Raw genomic sequence first — 14,902 nt, forward strand, 5'->3', positions numbered from 1 at the left:
GGGGGGGGGGGGGGGTCCTCCCGTTTTGGGGGTTCCTGGTGGTGGGTGGGTGGTTGCCCCCCCCCCTGGCCGCCCGCGCCGCGGCACCCCTCGCGGTACGAGAGGAGAACCCATGACCGCGACCGCCCCCACCTCGGACGGGCTCACCGCCGACGGGGCCGACCGGCGCCCGGCGCCGAAGCCCCCGCGCGGCGGCACCCGCGTCCTGGAGCGCCGTGAGGCGAGGATCGGCCTGCTGTTCGCCCTCCCCGCGTTCCTGCTGTTCCTGCTCTTCCGGTTCGGCCCCGCCATCGCGGGCGTCGCGCTGAGCTTCTTCGACTACACCATCGGCGTCGGCGCCGAGTGGACGGGCGTCGAGAACTTCCGGCGCATGGTCGACGACCCGATCTTCTGGTCGGCGCTGCGCGTCACGGTCGTGCTGAGCCTGCTCATCGTCCCGGTGTCGCTCGCGATCTCGACGTTCATGGCGCTCATGGTGCGCCGCTCGTTCCGCGGCTCCGGCTTCTACCGGTCGGTGTTCTTCCTGCCCGTGGTCACGAGTCTCGTGCTCGCCGCGACCGTTTTCACCTGGGTGTTCTCCACGAACGGCCCGTGGTCCAAGCTCATGGGCGCGCTCGGGTTCTCCACCGAGTCGTGGCTCGGCGACACGCTGCTCGTGCTCCCTGCGCTCGCGATGGTCGCGATCTGGTCGCGCTTCGGGTACGGGATGCTCATCCTCCTCGCCCGCATGCAGGACCTGCCGCGCGAGCTCGAGGAGGCCGCCGCGATCGACGGCGCCGGACCGTGGAAGCGGTTCTGGTTCATCATCGCGCCGCAGCTCAAGCCGACCCTGTTCTTCCTCGCTGTCATCGAGACGACGGCGTCGTTCCAGATCTTCGACCTCGTCTACGTGATGACGGCGGGCGGCCCCGCCCGCGCGAGCTACAACCTCGTCTTCTACATCTACGACCAGGGCTTCAAGTACTTCGACCTCGGCTACGCGAGCGCGCTCGGCGTCGCGCTGTTCGTCGTCACGCTCGTCGTCGCCCTCATCCAGCGCTACGCCATCGGGAGGGACAAGTGACCGCCGCCGACCCCACCACCACCGAGCGCGTGCTCGAGGGGGCCGCGCTGCCGGTGCGCCCCACCGCCGCCCGCCGCCGGCGCGGCCGCAAGGGTGCGAGCGACCTGTCGCTGCGCGGCAAGGTGCTGCGCTACGCCGTGCTCTCGCTCGCCGCCGTCGTGACGATCTTCCCGTTCTACGCGATGGTCGTGCTGTCGCTGAAGCCGGCCGCCGCGATCGACTTCCCCGCGTCGCTCCTGCCGACGAACCTCACGACCGAGGCCTACGGCCGCGTGCTCGGCGCGGGCAACATCGGCACGTGGCTCGTCAACACGCTCGTGTACTCGGTCGTGTCCGTCGTCGCGGTGCTGCTGCTCGCGTCGATGGCCGGCTATGCGTTCGCGAAGAAGAAGTTCCCCGGGCGCGAGGCGATGTTCTGGTCGTTCCTCGCGATGGTCATGGTCCCGTACCACGTGACCCTCATCCCGACGTTCATCCTCATCGCGCAGGCGGGCGGGCTCGACACGTACTGGGGCCTGATCCTGCCGACGCTCGCGAACGCGCAGGCCGTGTTCCTCATGCGGCAGTTCATCCTCGACCTGCCCGACGAGCTGTTCGAGGCCGCGAAGCTCGACGGCGCCTCGGAGTGGCGCATCTTCCTGCGCATCGTGCTGCCGCTGTGCAAGCCGATCCTCGCGACGCTCGGCACGTTCGTCTTCCTGTGGCACTGGAACGACTTCCTGTGGCCGCTCATCATCGGCCAGGGCACCGACCACTGGACGCTGACCGTCGGCATCGCCTCGCTCCAGCAGCAGGACGTGCCGCTCAACATGGTGCTCGCGGGCGCCACCATCTCGTTCGTTCCGATCTTCGCCTCGTACCTCGTGGCCCAGCGCTTCTTCGTCGAGGGCGTCACCTCGTCCGGCATCAAGGGATGACTCACCACATGACCACGCAGACCAGCACCACCGCCCTGAAGGCCCCGACGTCCGTCGCGGAGCTCGAGGAGCTGCTCACGACGCCGTCGCCCGCCCTCGTGGAGGACCTCGCCGCCCGCTCGGGCGACCTCGTCATCCTCGGCGCGGGCGGCAAGATGGGCCCGAGCCTGACCGTCCTCGCCCGCCGGGCGCTCGACGCGGCCGGGCGCACGGGCGACGCCGTGCACGCCGTCTCGCGGTGGTCCGACGCCGCGCAGGCGGACCGTCTGCGCGACGCCGGGGTGAACGTCGTCGCGGCCGACCTGCTCGCGCCCGACGCCGACCTCGCGTCCCTCCCCGACGGCGCCGACGTCGTCTACATGGTCGGCGCCAAGTTCGGCACGTCGTCCGCGCCGTCGCTCGCGTGGGCCGCGAACGCGGCGCTCGTGCACGACGTCGCGCGCCGCTACGCCGACTCGACCATCGCCGCGTTCTCGACCGGCAACGTCTACCCGCTCGTGCCCGTCGAGTCCGGCGGGTGCTCGGAGGAGCACCCCGTCGGGCCGGTCGGCGAGTACGCGATGAGCTGCCTCGGCCGCGAGCGCGTGCTCCAGCACGCCGCGCTCTCGCGCGGCACGAAGGTCGTGACGATCCGCCTCAACTACGCCGTCGACCTGCGCTACGGCGTCCTGTTCGACGTCGCGTCGCCGATCCTCGCGGGCGAGCCCGTGGACCTCACGACCGGGCACGTCAACGTCGTGTGGCAGGGGTACGCGAACGAGGTCGCGCTGCGCTCGCTCGGGCTCGCGTCGTCGCCCGCGACGGCGATCAACCTCACGGGCCCGGAGACGGCGTCCGTCGAGCGGCTCGCGACGCTGCTCGCGCGCGGCCTCGACCGCGAGGTCTCGTTCACGGGCGAGCCGGCACCGACGGCGCTGCTCAACGACGCGACGCGCTGCCACGAGCTGTTCGGGTACCCGCAGGTGCCGCTGCGCACGCTCGTGGACTGGCAGGCGCAGTGGCTCGCGGCCGGGCTGCCGACGAGCGGCAAGCCGACGAAGTTCGCCGTGCGCGACGGGGCGTTCTGATGGCGACCCCGGCCACCCCCGCCGCGGCGCGGGCGACCCCGCGCCTCGCCGACGACGTCGCCGCGCTCCTGCGCGCGGGGACCGTCATCCCGGCCCAGCCCCTCGCGCTCGACGCCGACCGTCGCCTCGACGAGCGCCGCCAGCGCGCGCTCACGCGGTACTACCACGCGGCGGGCGCGGGCGGCGTGGCCGTCGGCGTCCACACGACGCAGTTCGAGATCCGCGAGCACGGGCTCCTGCGGCCCGTGCTCGAGCTCGCGGCCGACGTGTCGCGCGCGACGATCGCAGGCGACGCGCCCGCGGGCTCGCTGCACGCCGGACCCCGCCCGCTCGTCCAGGTCGCGGGCGCGGCCGGCGACGTACGGCAGGCCGTCGCGGAGGCCGAGCTCGCGGCGGACCTCGGGTACGACGCCGTCCTGCTGGCCCCGCGCGTGCCGGGCCTCACCGGCTCGCGCGAGGAGGTCGAGCGCGTGCTGCTCGACCGGGCGCGCGCCGTCGGCGAGGTGCTGCCCGTCATCGGGTTCTACCTCCAGGAGGCGATCGGCGGACCGCGCCTGTCCGAGGGCTTCTGGCGCGAGTACGCGTCGATCGAGGCGGTCGTCGCGATCAAGGCCGCTCCCTTCCACCGGTACCGCACGATCGACGTGCTGCGCGGCGTCGCCGCGTCGGGTCGCGGGGACGAGATCGCGCTGTACACGGGCAACGACGACGCGATCGTCGCGGACCTCACCCAGCGCCTCGACGTCCCGCTGACCGACGCCGAGGGCCGCGCCACGACGTTCACCGCCCGGTTCGTGGGCGGCCTGCTCGGGCAGTGGGCCGTGTGGACCCGCGGCGCGGTCGAGACGCTGGCCCTCGCGCACGCGGCGCACGGCATCGGCCCCGACGGCGGGGCCACCGTGCCCGACGCCGCCGCCCTCGCGACCCTCACCGCGCGCGCGGCCGGGCTCACCGACGCGAACGCGGCCGTCTTCGACGCGGCGCACGACTTCGCGGGCGTCATCGCGGGCGTGCACGAGGTGCTGCGGCGCCAGGGCCTGCTCGCCGGCACCTGGTGCCTCGACCCGGACGAGACCCTCTCCCCCGGGCAGGCCGACGAGCTGACGCGCGTGACGGCGTCGTACCCGTGGCTCGCCGCCGCGGACGACGCGCTCGTCGCGGAGCACCTCGAGGACTGGCTGCGATGACCGGCGCGCCCGGCGTGGAGACCGTAGCGGGGCCTGGTCCGGGGACCGAGGCCCGTGCGGTCGTCGCGGTCGCGCCGTGGCTGCGCGCCGAGCTGTTCGCTCCGGACGTGTGGGAGCGCCTGGCCGGCGCGGGACCGTTCGACGTCGTCGACGACCCGCGGGCGCTCGGCACCGCTCTCGACCGCCTGAGCCCCACGGCGCGCGAGCGCGTCGACGCGCTCGTCATCTCGTGGGGCACGCCGCCCCTGGACGCGGACCTCCTGCACCGGCTCCCCGGGCTGCGCCTCGTCGCGCACACGGGCGCCTCCGTGAAGCCGTTCGTCACCCCCGCGCTGTGGGCGCGCGGGGTCCGCGTGACGCAGGCGGGCCAGGCGATGGCGCGCCCGGTCGCGGAGGTCTCCGTGACCTTCGCGCTCGCGCTGCTGCACCAGGTCCCCGCCTTCCACAACGCGCTGCACGACGGCGTCCCGTGGGCCGACGCGGAGGCCGCGCCCCCGCGGTACGAGATCGCCGGCACGCGCGTCGGCGTCGTCGGGGCGTCCCGCACCGGGCGCGCGGCGGTCGCGATGCTGCGCGCGCTCGGCGCGGAGGTCGTGGTCGCCGACCCGACCCTCTCCCCCGCCGACGCCGCCGCGCTCGGCGCGACGCTCGTCGGGCTCGACGAGCTCCTCGCCACCAGCCGCGTCACGATGCTGCACGCGCCCGTGCTGCCCGAGACCCACCACCTGCTGGGCGCGCGCGAGCTCGCGCTCCTGCCCGACCACGCAGGGCTCGTCAACACCGCGCGGTCGTGGCTCACGGACGAGGACGCGCTCGTCCGCGAGCTCGCGACAGGTCGGATCAGCGCCGCCCTCGACGTCTACGACGCCGAGCCCCTCCCCGAGGACCACCCGCTGCGGCGGCTGCGCAACGTGCTCCTCACGCCGCACCACGCCGCCGCGACCGTGCAGGGCCGGCTCGCTCAGGGCGCGATCGTGGTCGACGAACTCGCCCGCTTCCGCGCCCGGGAGCCGCTGGTCCACGAGGTGCGCGAGGCAGACCTCGACCGGATGGGCTGAACCCGCGTCGAGCGGGGCCGTCGCGCGTCGGCCCGACCCGGTCCGGACCGGGTCGCTCCGGCTCAGGCCCGCGCGCCCGGCACCGGGGCCGGCGGGCCGACCCGTCGCCGCGGGAGCGTCGCGATCGCGACCCCCGCGAGGCACAGCGCGCCCCCCGCGAGCGTGACGGCGGCCGGGACCTCGGCGAGCACCAGCCAGGACAGCACCACGACGATGGGCGGCACGAGGTACGTGGTCGCGGCCGCGCGCCCTGCGCTGAGGCGCGAGAGCGCGTATCCCCACGTCGTGAAGGCGACGGCGGTCGGGCCGAGCCCGAGGAGCACCACGGCCCACGTGGACGACGCGGGCGCCGACCCCGCGTCGGCGGCGAGCACCGGGGCGAACGGCAGGAGGGCGACGGTGCCCGCGAGGCACCCGACCCACGTCATCGTCAGCGCGTCCACGCGCGAGAGCAGGCGCTTCTGCGACGTCGCCGCGCCCGCGTAGAGGACCGCGGCCGCGAGCCCGAACGCGACCCCGACGACGTCGCGCTCCCCGGAGGACGTCGCCGCGGCGATGATCGCGACCCCCGCGAACGCCGCTGCCATGCCCACGAGGAGGCGGCGCGGGAAGCCCTCCCCGAGCAGGAGGCCCGCGAGGACCGCGACGAGGACCGGCGCGACGTTGACGAGCAGCGCCGTCGTCCCGGCGTCGAGGTGCTGCTCGGCGGCGTTGAGCGCGAGGTTGTAGAGGCTGAACCACCCCAAGCCCCACGCGAGGACCGCGACGAGGACGCGACCGCGCGGGAGGACGGGGCGCGCCCCGCTGCGCAGCCACCGGACGGCGACGATCGCCGTGAGGCCGACGCTGCCCGCGAGCTGGCGGCCGAGCGCGAGAGAGCCGGGCTCGTAGTCATGGCCCGCGGCCCGGACCCCGATGAACGCCGACGCCCACAGCAGGACGGTCACGGCCACCGCGAGGACGACGGGGAGCGCGGCGCGCTGGTCCGACCCGCGCGCCGGGGACGGTCCGGGGGCGAGGCCCGCTGCCGGGGCAGCCGAACCGGCAGCGTCGACGGGTGTGGTCGTCGGAGTCTCGGGTGCGGTCACGCGTCGATCGTCGCCCCGTCGCACCGTTCAGCACCAGCGATTTCTCCTACCGCTCGATTCAGTGCGGCTGTAGCGTGGGACCATGCTCGACGTCCACCGCCTGCGCGTCTTCCGCTCCGTCGTCGCGAGCGGGTCGGTCCAGGCCGCCGCGGCCGCGCTCGGGTACACGCCGTCCGCCGTGAGCCAGCACGTCGCCGCGCTCCAGCGCGAGACCGGTCTGACGCTCCTCGAGCGGGCGGGCCGGGGCATACGGCCGACCGCGTCGGGGATCGCGCTCGCCGCGCAGGCCGACGGCGTGCTCGCGCGCCTCGGCGAGGCCGAGGCCGTCGTCGCGGACCTGCGCGCGGGCCGGACCGGGACGCTGTCCGTCGCCTACTTCGCCTCGGTCGGAGCCGCGTGGCTGCCGCACGTCGTGCGCCGCCTCACGGCGGACTTCCCCGGCGTCCGGATCGACCTGGAGCTGCGCGAGACCATCCCCGACGACCCCGACGCGCGCGCGGACGTGCAGCTCGTCGTCGCGCCGCGCGGGTTCGACCCGGGCGGCGGCTTCCGGTCGCACCACCTTCTCGACGACCCCTACGTCGTCGTGCTGCGCGACGACCACCACCTGGCGCACCGGGACGAGGTCGAGCTCGCCGCGCTGCGCGACGAGCGCTGGGTCGACAACGACTTCGCGCGCGGCTGGTGCCGCCGCAACCTCGTCGAGGCGTGCACCGCCGCGGGGTTCAGCCCGCCGTTCCACGTCGAGGCGCACGACTACCCGACCGCCATCGCGTTCGTGGGCGCCGGGGTCGGCGTCACGGTCCTGCCCGCGCTCGGTGCCGCACACCTGCCCCCCGGTCTCGTGGCGGTCCCCGTGGTCCGGCCCGCCCCGGTGCGCTCGATCCACGCGGTGCTGCGCGACGCCGTCGTCGGCACGCCCCCGGCCCGTGCCGTCCTCGACACGCTCCACGAGGTCGCGCGGGCGCGTGTCGATCTCGTGGGTTCCCGTTCGACCTGAGGATGAGAGGGTCGGGAGGTCCGGCCCGCAGACACCAGGAGACGACGATGAAGTACATGCTCATCATGCGTGGCAGCGACGAGAGCCAGGCGGCGTTCGAGGACGTCTCGTTCGACGAGATGCTCGAGACCATCGGCCGGTTCAACGACGAGCTGATCCGGGCGGGCGTCCTGCTCGCGGCCGAGGGCCTGGACGACGCCGGGGAGGGCGTGGTCGTCGACCTCTCGTCCGACGTGCCCGTCGTGACCGACGGCCCGTACGGGGAGACCAAGGAGCTGTTCGGCGGCTACTACGTCCTCGACGTCGCGTCGAAGGAGGAGGCGGTCGAGTGGGCCAAGCGGCTCCCGTACTCCGGGCCCGGGGCCAAGGTCGAGGTCCGCCGCGTCACGACGATCGACGAGTTCCCGCAGGACAACGAGTGGATCCGCAAGGAGCGAGCGTGGCGCGAGGCGACCGGCCAGCTGTGAGCGCGCCCGACGCGGGCGCCGGCCCGGGTGTCGGCCTGAGTCGGCAGACCGACCCGGGCCGGCGCGCCGTCGAGGCCGTGTGGCGCATCGAGTCCGCACGGATCGTCGGGGCGCTCGCCCGCTACGCCGGCGACTTCGCGCTCGCCGAGGACGTCGCGCAGGAGGCGCTCGCCGAGGCGCTCGTCGCGTGGCCCCGCGACGGCGTGCCGCGCAACCCCTCGGGGTGGCTCCTCACGGTCGGCAGGCGTCGCGCGATCGACGCCTTCCGCCGTCGCGCGGCCCTCGACGAGCGCTACACGGCCCTCGCCCACGGCCTGGGCGAGGGCGCCGTCGTGACCGGCGGGCCGCCGTCGGACCCCACGGACGGTGCGGGCGCTGACCTGCCGTGGGACCCCGACCAGGTCGACGACGACGTGCTCGCCCTCATGTTCGTCGCGTGCCACCCGGTGCTCTCGCCCGAGGCGCGCGTCGCTCTCACGCTGCGCGTGGTCGGCGGCCTCTCGAGCGACGAGGTCGCGCGCGCGTTCCTCGTCCCCACCGCGACGGTCCAGGCCCGCATCACGCGCGCCAAGAAGACGCTCGCCGCGGCCGGCGTGCCGTTCGGCGTGCCCCCGGCCGACGAGCGGCGCGAGCGTCTGGGCTCCGTGCTCCACGTGCTGTACGTGATCTTCACGGAGGGGTCCACGGCCACGACCGGCGCGGACTGGCTGCGCCCCGACCTCGCGCACGAGGCGCTCCGGCTCGCGCGCGTCCTCGCGGGACTGGTCCCCGACGAGCACGAGGCCCACTCGCTCGTCGCGCTCCTCGAGCTCACCGCCGCCCGGTTCCCCGCCCGGACCACGCCCGACGGCGACCCCGTGCTGCTCGCCGACCAGGACCGACGGCGCTGGGACAGGTCCGCGATCCGGCGCGGACGCGCCGCCCTCGCCCGCGCCGACGCGGTCGGGGTGCCCGGCCACGGCCGCGGCGCGTACGGTCTCCAGGCGGCGATCGCCGAGTGCCACGCGGTCGCCGCGTCGGTCGAGGAGACGGACTGGGATCGCGTCGTCCTCCTCTACGAGGCGCTCGGACGTGTCGCGCCGTCACCCGTCGTGGAGCTCAACCGGGCGGTGGCCGTCGCGATGGCGCAGGGTCCGCAGGAGGCGCTCCGGATCGTCGACGAGCTCGTCGCGACCGACCGCCTGCCCGGGTTCCACCTCTTGCCGAGCGTGCGCGCCGAGCTGCTCGGGCGCCTCGGCCGCGTCGAGGAGGCGCGCGCGGAGTACGAGCTCGCGGTGCGGCTGTGCCCCAGCACGCGCGAGCAGGACCTGCTGCGCCACAAGGCGGCCGCGCTCGGCGCCTGACACGCTACGACCCGTCGGACGCCGTGTACGACCGGCCGGGCCAGTACGGCCACTCCTCGAAGTGCTCGACGCGCCCGTCGGGGGCGAACCGGAGCACCCACAGGTCTCGGTACTCCTGCGCTTCGGGCGCGAGGTAGCGGACCTCGAGGCGCACGACGGCGTCCGCGCCCTCGACCGCGACGGGCTCCACGGTCACGGTGAAGGTCGCGCCCTGGTCCGCGGTCCAGAAGCCGCGGATCGCGTCGTGGCCGTGCAACGGCTCGTCGTCGTACGGCGAGCGCAGGTACGTCGCGTCCGGGGTGAACAGCCGCTCGACGGCGGCCGTGTCGCTCGCGCGCCACGCCTCCTCGTACGCGTCGACCCAGGCCATCACGGCGTCGCGGTGGACGGTCTCGGGCACGGGAGCCTCCTCGGTCGGTCGTCGACGGCGCCATCGACGCTACCCCTCCCCCGACGCTGCGAGAATCGGTGGCGTGAGCGAGACCCCCGACCCCGGCACCGACTGGCGACCGCACGTCGCCGACCCGGCTGCCCGACCGCCGTCGACCCTGCCCCACGTGGTGTTCTACGAGCCGCGCATCCCCGGCAACACGGGCAACGCGATCCGCCTCGCCGCGGTGACCGGGGCGCGCCTGCACCTCGTCGAGCCGCTCGGCTTCGACCTGGACGAGCCCAAGCTGCGCCGCGCGGGCCTCGACTACCACGACCTCGCGAGCGTCGAGGTGCACGCGGACCTGGACGCCGCGCTCGCGACCCTGCCGGGCCGGGTGCTCGCGTTCACGACGCGCGCGACGACGTCGTTCACCGACGTGGCCTACCGGCCGGACGACGTCCTGCTGTTCGGCCCCGAGCCGACGGGCCTGCCCGACGACGTGCTCGCCCACGAGCGGATCACCGACCAGCTCAAGATCCCCATGCTGCCCGGGCGCCGCTCGCTCAACCTCACCAACGCGGCCTCGATCGCCGTCTACGAGGCGTGGCGACAGACGGGCTTCACCGGCGGCGCGTGACCCGCGCCGAGACACCCGGCCCCGCTGAGTGCATGAAATGGTCGCGTCCGGGGGCCTCGGACGCGACTATTTCATGCACTCAGCGGGGGCGGGGTGGGTCCGGGGTCAGACGAGGTCGCGGACCGCCGCGTACTGCTCGCGGATCGCCGGGACCGGGTCGGCCTCCACGACCGTGGCCGACGACGCGGCCCAGGTCGGCGGCGCGACGTCCGCACCGGAGCCCGCCGCGTGCGCGGCGAGGACCCAGGCCGCCTGGCGCGCGGCGCCGTCGGCCACGTACTCGCCCGGCTCGGGGACCGTCACGGGCAGGCCGAGGACCTGCGGCGCGATGCGCCGGACCGCCTCGGACTGCGCACCGCCCCCGATGAGCTGCACCCGCTCGACCCGCACGCCGAGCGCGCGCAGCGCGTCGAGGCCGTCCGCGAGACCGCACAGCATGCCCTCGACGTACGCGCGCGCGAGGTGCTCCGGCGTCGACGTGCCGAGCCGGATCCCGTGCAGCGTGCCCGACGCCTCGGGCCGGTTGGGCATGCGCTCGCCCTCCAGGTACGGCACGAGCACGAGCCCGTCCGCGCCGGGAGGCGCCTGGAGCGCGAGCCGCGACAGCCCCGCGTGGTCGACGCCGAGCACGGCGCGCGCCGCGTCGAGCACCCTGCTCGCGTTGAGCGTCACGGCGAGCAGCAGGTACCGGCCCGTCGCGTCGGAGAACCCGTTGACGAGGCCTGAGCCGTCGGCGGTGCGGTCGTCGGTCACGGCGGACACGACGCCCGACGTCCCGATCGACACCGCGACGTCGCCCGCGACCATGCCGAGGCCGAGGGCCGCGCCCGCGTTGTCGCCCGCGCCGGGGCCGAGCAGCGTGCCGCCCTCGACCGCCGAGCCGGCGACCGAGGCGTGCGCGACGCCCGCCGTCGCGGCCGGCGCGACGACGCGCGGCAGCACGACGTCGGTGCGACCGAACGCGAGCTCGAGCAGGTCGAGGCGGTAGGCGCCCCGTCCGTCGGGCCCGTCGCCGCGCGTCGCGTCGTAGTAGCCCGTGCCCGACGCGTCGGACGCATCGGTGGCGAGCGCGTCGAGGTCCGGGCCGAGCGGCGCGGACTCGTCGCCCGCCGGGCCGTACCCCGCGATGCGCCACGTGAGCCAGTCGTGCGGCAGCGCGACGGCGGCGACGCGCGCCGCGTTCTCCGGCTCGGCGTCGCGCAGCCAGCGCAGCTTGGTCACGGTGAGCGACGCGACCGGCACGGAGCCGATCGCGTCGGCCCAGGCCTGCGCGCCCGCCTCGGTCGCGGACTCGACCCGGTCGTGCGCGTCGGGGACGCCCTCGGCGAGGCGGGCCTCGCCGAGCTCACGGATCAGCTCGCGCGCGGCCGGGGCCGAGCGCGTGTCGTTCCACAGGAGCGCGTCGCGCACGACGTTCCCGTCCGCGTCGAGCGCGACGAGGCCGTGCTGCTGGCCGCCGACGGCGAGCGCCGCGACGTCGTCGAGCCCGCCCGCCGCGGACGCGGCCTCGCGGAACGCGTCCCACCATGCGTCGGGGTGGACCTCCGTCCCGTCGGGGTGCTTGGCCGACCCGGTGCGCACGAGGGCGCCCGTCGCGGCGTCGCGCACGACGACCTTGCAGGACTGCGTGGACGTGTCGACGCCGGCGACGAGGGGGCGCTCGCCGCCGGCGTCGGACGTCCTGGCGTCGGTCGACACCTCAGCCGATCAGGTGCTCGAGCGCGAGCTGGTTGAGGCGCACGAAGCCGAAGTCGCGGTTCGCCGCGGCGTCGACGTCGAACTCCTCGTACGCGCCGCGGTCCGCGAGCAGGTCGGCCACGGACTCGCCCTCGGCGAGCGTCGGCTGGCCCAGCTCGAACACGCCGGAGTGCGCGAACGCCTCCTGGACGCGGCTGTCGGCGCGGTACGCCGCGGCCTTGCGCGCGAGCAGGCGGTAGGTCTCCATGTTGGCGCGCGCGGAGTCCCACACGCCGACCTCGTTCTCGGTGCGCGACGGCTTGTAGTCGAAGTGGCGCGGGCCCGTGTACGTGGGGCCGCCGTTCGGGAAGCCGTTCTCGAGCAGGTCGACCGTGAAGAACGCCGAGAGCAGGTCGCCGTGGCCGAACACGAGGTCCTGGTCGAACTTGATCGAGCGCTGGCCGTTGAGGTCGATGTGGAAGAGCTTGCCCGCCCACAGCGCCTGCGCGAGGCCGTGCGTGTAGTTGAGGCCCGCCATCTGCTCGTGGCCCGTCTCCGGGTTGAGGCCCACGATGTCGCCGTTGTCGAGCTTGGCGATGAGGCCGAGCGCGTGGCCGATGGTCGGCAGGAAGATGTCGCCGCGGGGCTCGTTCGGCTTGGGCTCGAGCGCGATCTTGAGGTCGTAGCCCTTCTCCTTGATGTACGCCGCGGTGAGGTCGAGGCCCTCGGCGTAGCGCTCGTGCGCGGAGTGCAGGTCCTTGGCGCCGTCGTACTCGGTGCCCTCGCGGCCACCCCACATGACGAACGTCTTGGCGCCCAGCTCGGCCGTGAGGTCGACGTTGCGCAGCACCTTGCGCAGCGCGTAGCGGCGCACGCCGCGGTCGTTCGACGTGAGGCCGCCGTCCTTGAACACGGGGTGGCTGAACAGGTTCGTCGTCACCATCTCGATGACGAGGCCCGTGTCCTGCGCCGCCTGGCGCACGGAGTCGAGGCGCTTGGTGCGCTCGGCGTCGTCGGCGCCGAACGGCACGACGTCGTCGTCGTGGAACGTGAAGCCCCACGCGCCGAGGTCGGCCAGACGGCGCACGGACTCGGCCGGGTCGAGCGCCGGACGGCTCGCGCTGCCGAACTGGTCCTGCGCGGTCCAGCCCACGGTCCACAGACCGAAGGAGAAGTTGATGTCTGCGTCGTGTCGGGTGGTCTCGTCGGCCACGGTGGTCTCCTCGTCGAGAGGGCCGCGACGCGATCGTCGCGTCGACGGCCTATTTTTGTCTTACGGATGAACTTATCCGCCCGAGTCGGTAAGGTCAAGACCGTGAACCGCAGCGTCGCGACCCGCACGGGTCCCCCAGCAGCCCGGCAGGCCACGCTGCGCGAGCACAACCTCGCCCTCGTCGCCCGCGCGGTCTTCGAGTCCGCCCAGCCCTGCTCACGCGCCGACATCGCCGCGGCGAGCGGCCTCACGCGGGCGACCGTATCGACCCTCGTCGACCGGCTCGTCGCCGCGGGCATCGTCGCCGAGCTCCCGCCTGCGACCCCGCAGCGCGCCGGACGGCCCGCCGTCCCCCTCGCGCCCGCGCCGCGCTCCCTCGTCGGGCTCGGCCTCGAGGTGAACGTCGACTACCTCGGCGGCCGCGTGCTCGACCTCACCGGCGCCGTCGTCGCCGAGCGCGTCGACCCGGACGACCTGCACGACAGCGACCCCGCCGAGGTGCTCGCCCGGCTCGGGCGCATCGCGCAGGACCTCCTCGCGACCGTCCGCGCCGACGGTATGACCGTCGCCGGCGCGCGGCTCGCGCTGCCGGGTCTCGTCGACACGCGCGCCGGGCGGCTCGAGGTCGCGCCCAACCTCGGCTGGTCCCACCTCGACCCCGTCCGACTCCTCGGGCTCGGCCCCGACGTCGCCGTCGAGATCGGCAACGAGGCCAAGCTCGCCGCGCTCGCCCAGGCGAGCCGTGGCGTCGTGCCCGACGACGCCGCGGACCCTGCGCCGTCGACCTACCTCTACGTGTCCGGCGACGTCGGCATCGGCTCCGCGATCGTCGTCGACCGCCGGCTCTTCCACGGCCGCCACGGTTGGACCGGCGAGGTCGGGCACGTCGTCGTGGACCCGCGCGGCCCGCGCTGCCGCTGCGGCGCGACCGGCTGCCTCGAGCAGTACGCCGGCAAGGACGCGCTCCTGCGCGGGGCGGGCCTGCCCGTCGACGCCCCCACCGAGACGCTCGTCGCCGCGCTGGACGCCGCGGAGCCCGCCGCGCTCGCCGTCGTCGAGCAGGCCGGGACCGCGCTCGGCAGCGCGCTCGCCGACTACGTGAACCTCGTCGACATCGACACCGTCCTGCTCGGCGGCATCTACCCCGCGCTCCTGCCGTACCTGCGCGGCCCGGCCGAGGCCGAGCTGCGCACGCGCGTCCTCGCCGCCCCGTGGACGGACGTCGTGCTGCTCCCCGCCCCGGTCGGCGACCACGCCGCTCTCACCGGCGGCGCGCGCGAGGTCCTGCGCGCCGTCGTCGAGGACCCGAGCGCCTGGGTCGCCGAGGACTGACCGCCTGCCGCAGGAGAACCCGGGTCGACCGAGAGAGAACCCTGGTCGGTCGAGGTAGAACCTTGGTCAATCGAGGTAGAACGCTGGTCGGTCGAGATAGAACGCTGGTCGGTCGAGATAGAACGCTGGTCGGTCCAGATAGAACGCTGGTCGGTCGAGATAGAACGCTGGTCGGTCGAGGTAGGACGCTGGTCGTGTCCGACGGCGGCCTGGCGGCCGCGAGTGTCGGGTCGCCGGTCGAGCAGGCGACCCGAACACGCCAGACGACCACGACGCGACCCGACCACCTGCCCGGCGCGGCGGCGGGACCCGCGCGGCGGGACCGCGAACTACGCGCGACCCGCGGCACGACACGGACGGCCGACGCGGACGAACCCGACACCGCGGGCTGCCTTCCGGGCGAGCGCAGACCAGGGCGAGTCGAAGCCGGTCGGGGTGGGTGGTGGTGCCGCGTCGTGGCGGGCCTGGCGGAAGCCGCGA

The 14,902-nt window shown here is 74.8% G+C and carries 14 protein-coding genes; 10 read left to right on the forward strand and 4 right to left on the reverse strand.

The annotated features are described in order from the left end of the window. The first annotated feature begins 112 nt into the window (after positions 1-112). Genes ACFWH7_RS11255 through ACFWH7_RS11275 form a run of 5 tightly spaced genes read left to right on the forward strand, consistent with a single transcriptional unit; the run spans position 113 to position 5,292 of the window. Positions 113-1,063 (forward strand): carbohydrate ABC transporter permease, encoded by a 951-nt coding sequence (locus ACFWH7_RS11255; RefSeq protein ID WP_378216598.1) that lies wholly within the window; start codon positions 113-115, stop codon positions 1,061-1,063. Further along, entirely contained in the window at positions 1,060-1,980 is a 921-nt protein-coding gene (locus ACFWH7_RS11260) for a carbohydrate ABC transporter permease (protein WP_378216599.1), read from the forward strand. Before ACFWH7_RS11255 ends, ACFWH7_RS11260 begins: the two co-directional genes overlap by 4 nt. Positions 1,981-1,988: 8 nt before the next feature. Beyond that, positions 1,989-3,047: an NAD-dependent epimerase/dehydratase family protein gene (locus ACFWH7_RS11265; RefSeq protein WP_378216600.1), complete on the forward strand. Its 1,059-nt coding sequence runs from the start codon at positions 1,989-1,991 to the stop codon at positions 3,045-3,047. Further along, positions 3,047-4,234 (forward strand): dihydrodipicolinate synthase family protein, encoded by a 1,188-nt coding sequence (locus ACFWH7_RS11270; protein WP_378216601.1) that lies wholly within the window; start codon positions 3,047-3,049, stop codon positions 4,232-4,234. Before ACFWH7_RS11265 ends, ACFWH7_RS11270 begins: the two co-directional genes overlap by 1 nt. Further along, positions 4,231-5,292, forward strand: coding sequence for a hydroxyacid dehydrogenase (locus ACFWH7_RS11275; RefSeq protein WP_378216602.1), 1,062 nt, complete (start codon positions 4,231-4,233; stop codon positions 5,290-5,292). Before ACFWH7_RS11270 ends, ACFWH7_RS11275 begins: the two co-directional genes overlap by 4 nt. A gap of 62 nt (positions 5,293-5,354) precedes the next feature. On the opposite strand, the gene ACFWH7_RS11280 is transcribed toward ACFWH7_RS11275, so the two are convergent. After that, positions 5,355-6,380, reverse strand: coding sequence for a DMT family transporter (locus ACFWH7_RS11280; RefSeq protein WP_378216603.1), 1,026 nt, complete (start codon positions 6,378-6,380; stop codon positions 5,355-5,357). 82 nt (positions 6,381-6,462) lie between these two features. Here ACFWH7_RS11280 and ACFWH7_RS11285 point away from each other — a divergent pair, with 82 nt between their 5' ends. The 3 genes from ACFWH7_RS11285 to ACFWH7_RS11295 are packed head-to-tail and all read left to right on the forward strand — an operon-like array spanning position 6,463 to position 9,190. Next, entirely contained in the window at positions 6,463-7,380 is a 918-nt protein-coding gene (locus ACFWH7_RS11285; RefSeq protein ID WP_378216604.1) for a LysR family transcriptional regulator, read from the forward strand. A gap of 47 nt (positions 7,381-7,427) precedes the next feature. Beyond that, a complete protein-coding gene (locus ACFWH7_RS11290; RefSeq protein WP_378216605.1) occupies positions 7,428-7,847 on the forward strand; it encodes a YciI family protein in 420 nt (139 codons plus the stop codon). A 35-nt stretch (positions 7,848-7,882) separates the two neighbouring features. Then, positions 7,883-9,190, forward strand: a complete 1,308-nt coding sequence (locus ACFWH7_RS11295; protein WP_378216610.1) for an RNA polymerase sigma factor — start codon at positions 7,883-7,885, stop codon at positions 9,188-9,190. Positions 9,191-9,194: 4 nt separating this feature from the next. Here the strand turns inward: ACFWH7_RS11295 and ACFWH7_RS11300 are convergent, their stop codons facing one another. Then, the gene (locus tag ACFWH7_RS11300; RefSeq protein ID WP_378216606.1) at positions 9,195-9,590 is read right to left on the reverse strand and encodes a YybH family protein; all 396 of its coding nucleotides are present in this window, start codon (positions 9,588-9,590) and stop codon (positions 9,195-9,197) included. 148 nt (positions 9,591-9,738) lie between these two features. Between ACFWH7_RS11300 and ACFWH7_RS11305 the strand changes: the two genes are divergently transcribed. Further along, complete coding sequence (locus tag ACFWH7_RS11305) at positions 9,739-10,200, forward strand: tRNA (cytidine(34)-2'-O)-methyltransferase (RefSeq protein ID WP_378216611.1); 462 nt, start codon at positions 9,739-9,741, stop codon at positions 10,198-10,200. 105 nt (positions 10,201-10,305) lie between these two features. Here the strand turns inward: ACFWH7_RS11305 and ACFWH7_RS11310 are convergent, their stop codons facing one another. Both ACFWH7_RS11310 and xylA read right to left on the reverse strand, forming a co-directional pair. Continuing rightward, complete coding sequence (locus ACFWH7_RS11310; protein ID WP_378216607.1) at positions 10,306-11,898, reverse strand: xylulokinase; 1,593 nt, start codon at positions 11,896-11,898, stop codon at positions 10,306-10,308. A gap of 1 nt (position 11,899) precedes the next feature. Beyond that, a complete protein-coding gene (xylA, locus tag ACFWH7_RS11315; protein WP_378216608.1) occupies positions 11,900-13,090 on the reverse strand; it encodes a xylose isomerase in 1,191 nt (396 codons plus the stop codon). Between the two features lie 102 nt (positions 13,091-13,192). Between xylA and ACFWH7_RS11320 the strand changes: the two genes are divergently transcribed. Then, entirely contained in the window at positions 13,193-14,422 is a 1,230-nt protein-coding gene (locus tag ACFWH7_RS11320; protein ID WP_378216609.1) for an ROK family transcriptional regulator, read from the forward strand. Positions 14,423-14,902: the final 480 nt, after the last annotated feature.

Origin of the sequence: Cellulosimicrobium cellulans (assembly GCF_042723955.1) — a bacterium.
Lineage (GTDB): Bacteria > Actinomycetota > Actinomycetes > Actinomycetales > Cellulomonadaceae > Cellulosimicrobium > Cellulosimicrobium cellulans_H.

What these genes read in the sequence shown, in the direction of transcription:
- ACFWH7_RS11255 (WP_378216598.1), top strand. Translation starts at nt 113, where the DNA reads ATGACCGCGACCGCCCCCACCTCGGACGGGCTCACCGCCGACGGGGCC.
- ACFWH7_RS11285 (WP_378216604.1), top strand. Translation starts at nt 6,463, where the DNA reads ATGCTCGACGTCCACCGCCTGCGCGTCTTCCGCTCCGTCGTCGCGAGC.
- ACFWH7_RS11275 (WP_378216602.1), top strand. Translation starts at nt 4,231, where the DNA reads ATGACCGGCGCGCCCGGCGTGGAGACCGTAGCGGGGCCTGGTCCGGGG.
- ACFWH7_RS11265 (WP_378216600.1), top strand. Translation starts at nt 1,989, where the DNA reads ATGACCACGCAGACCAGCACCACCGCCCTGAAGGCCCCGACGTCCGTC.
- ACFWH7_RS11270 (WP_378216601.1), top strand. Translation starts at nt 3,047, where the DNA reads ATGGCGACCCCGGCCACCCCCGCCGCGGCGCGGGCGACCCCGCGCCTC.
- ACFWH7_RS11290 (WP_378216605.1), top strand. Translation starts at nt 7,428, where the DNA reads ATGAAGTACATGCTCATCATGCGTGGCAGCGACGAGAGCCAGGCGGCG.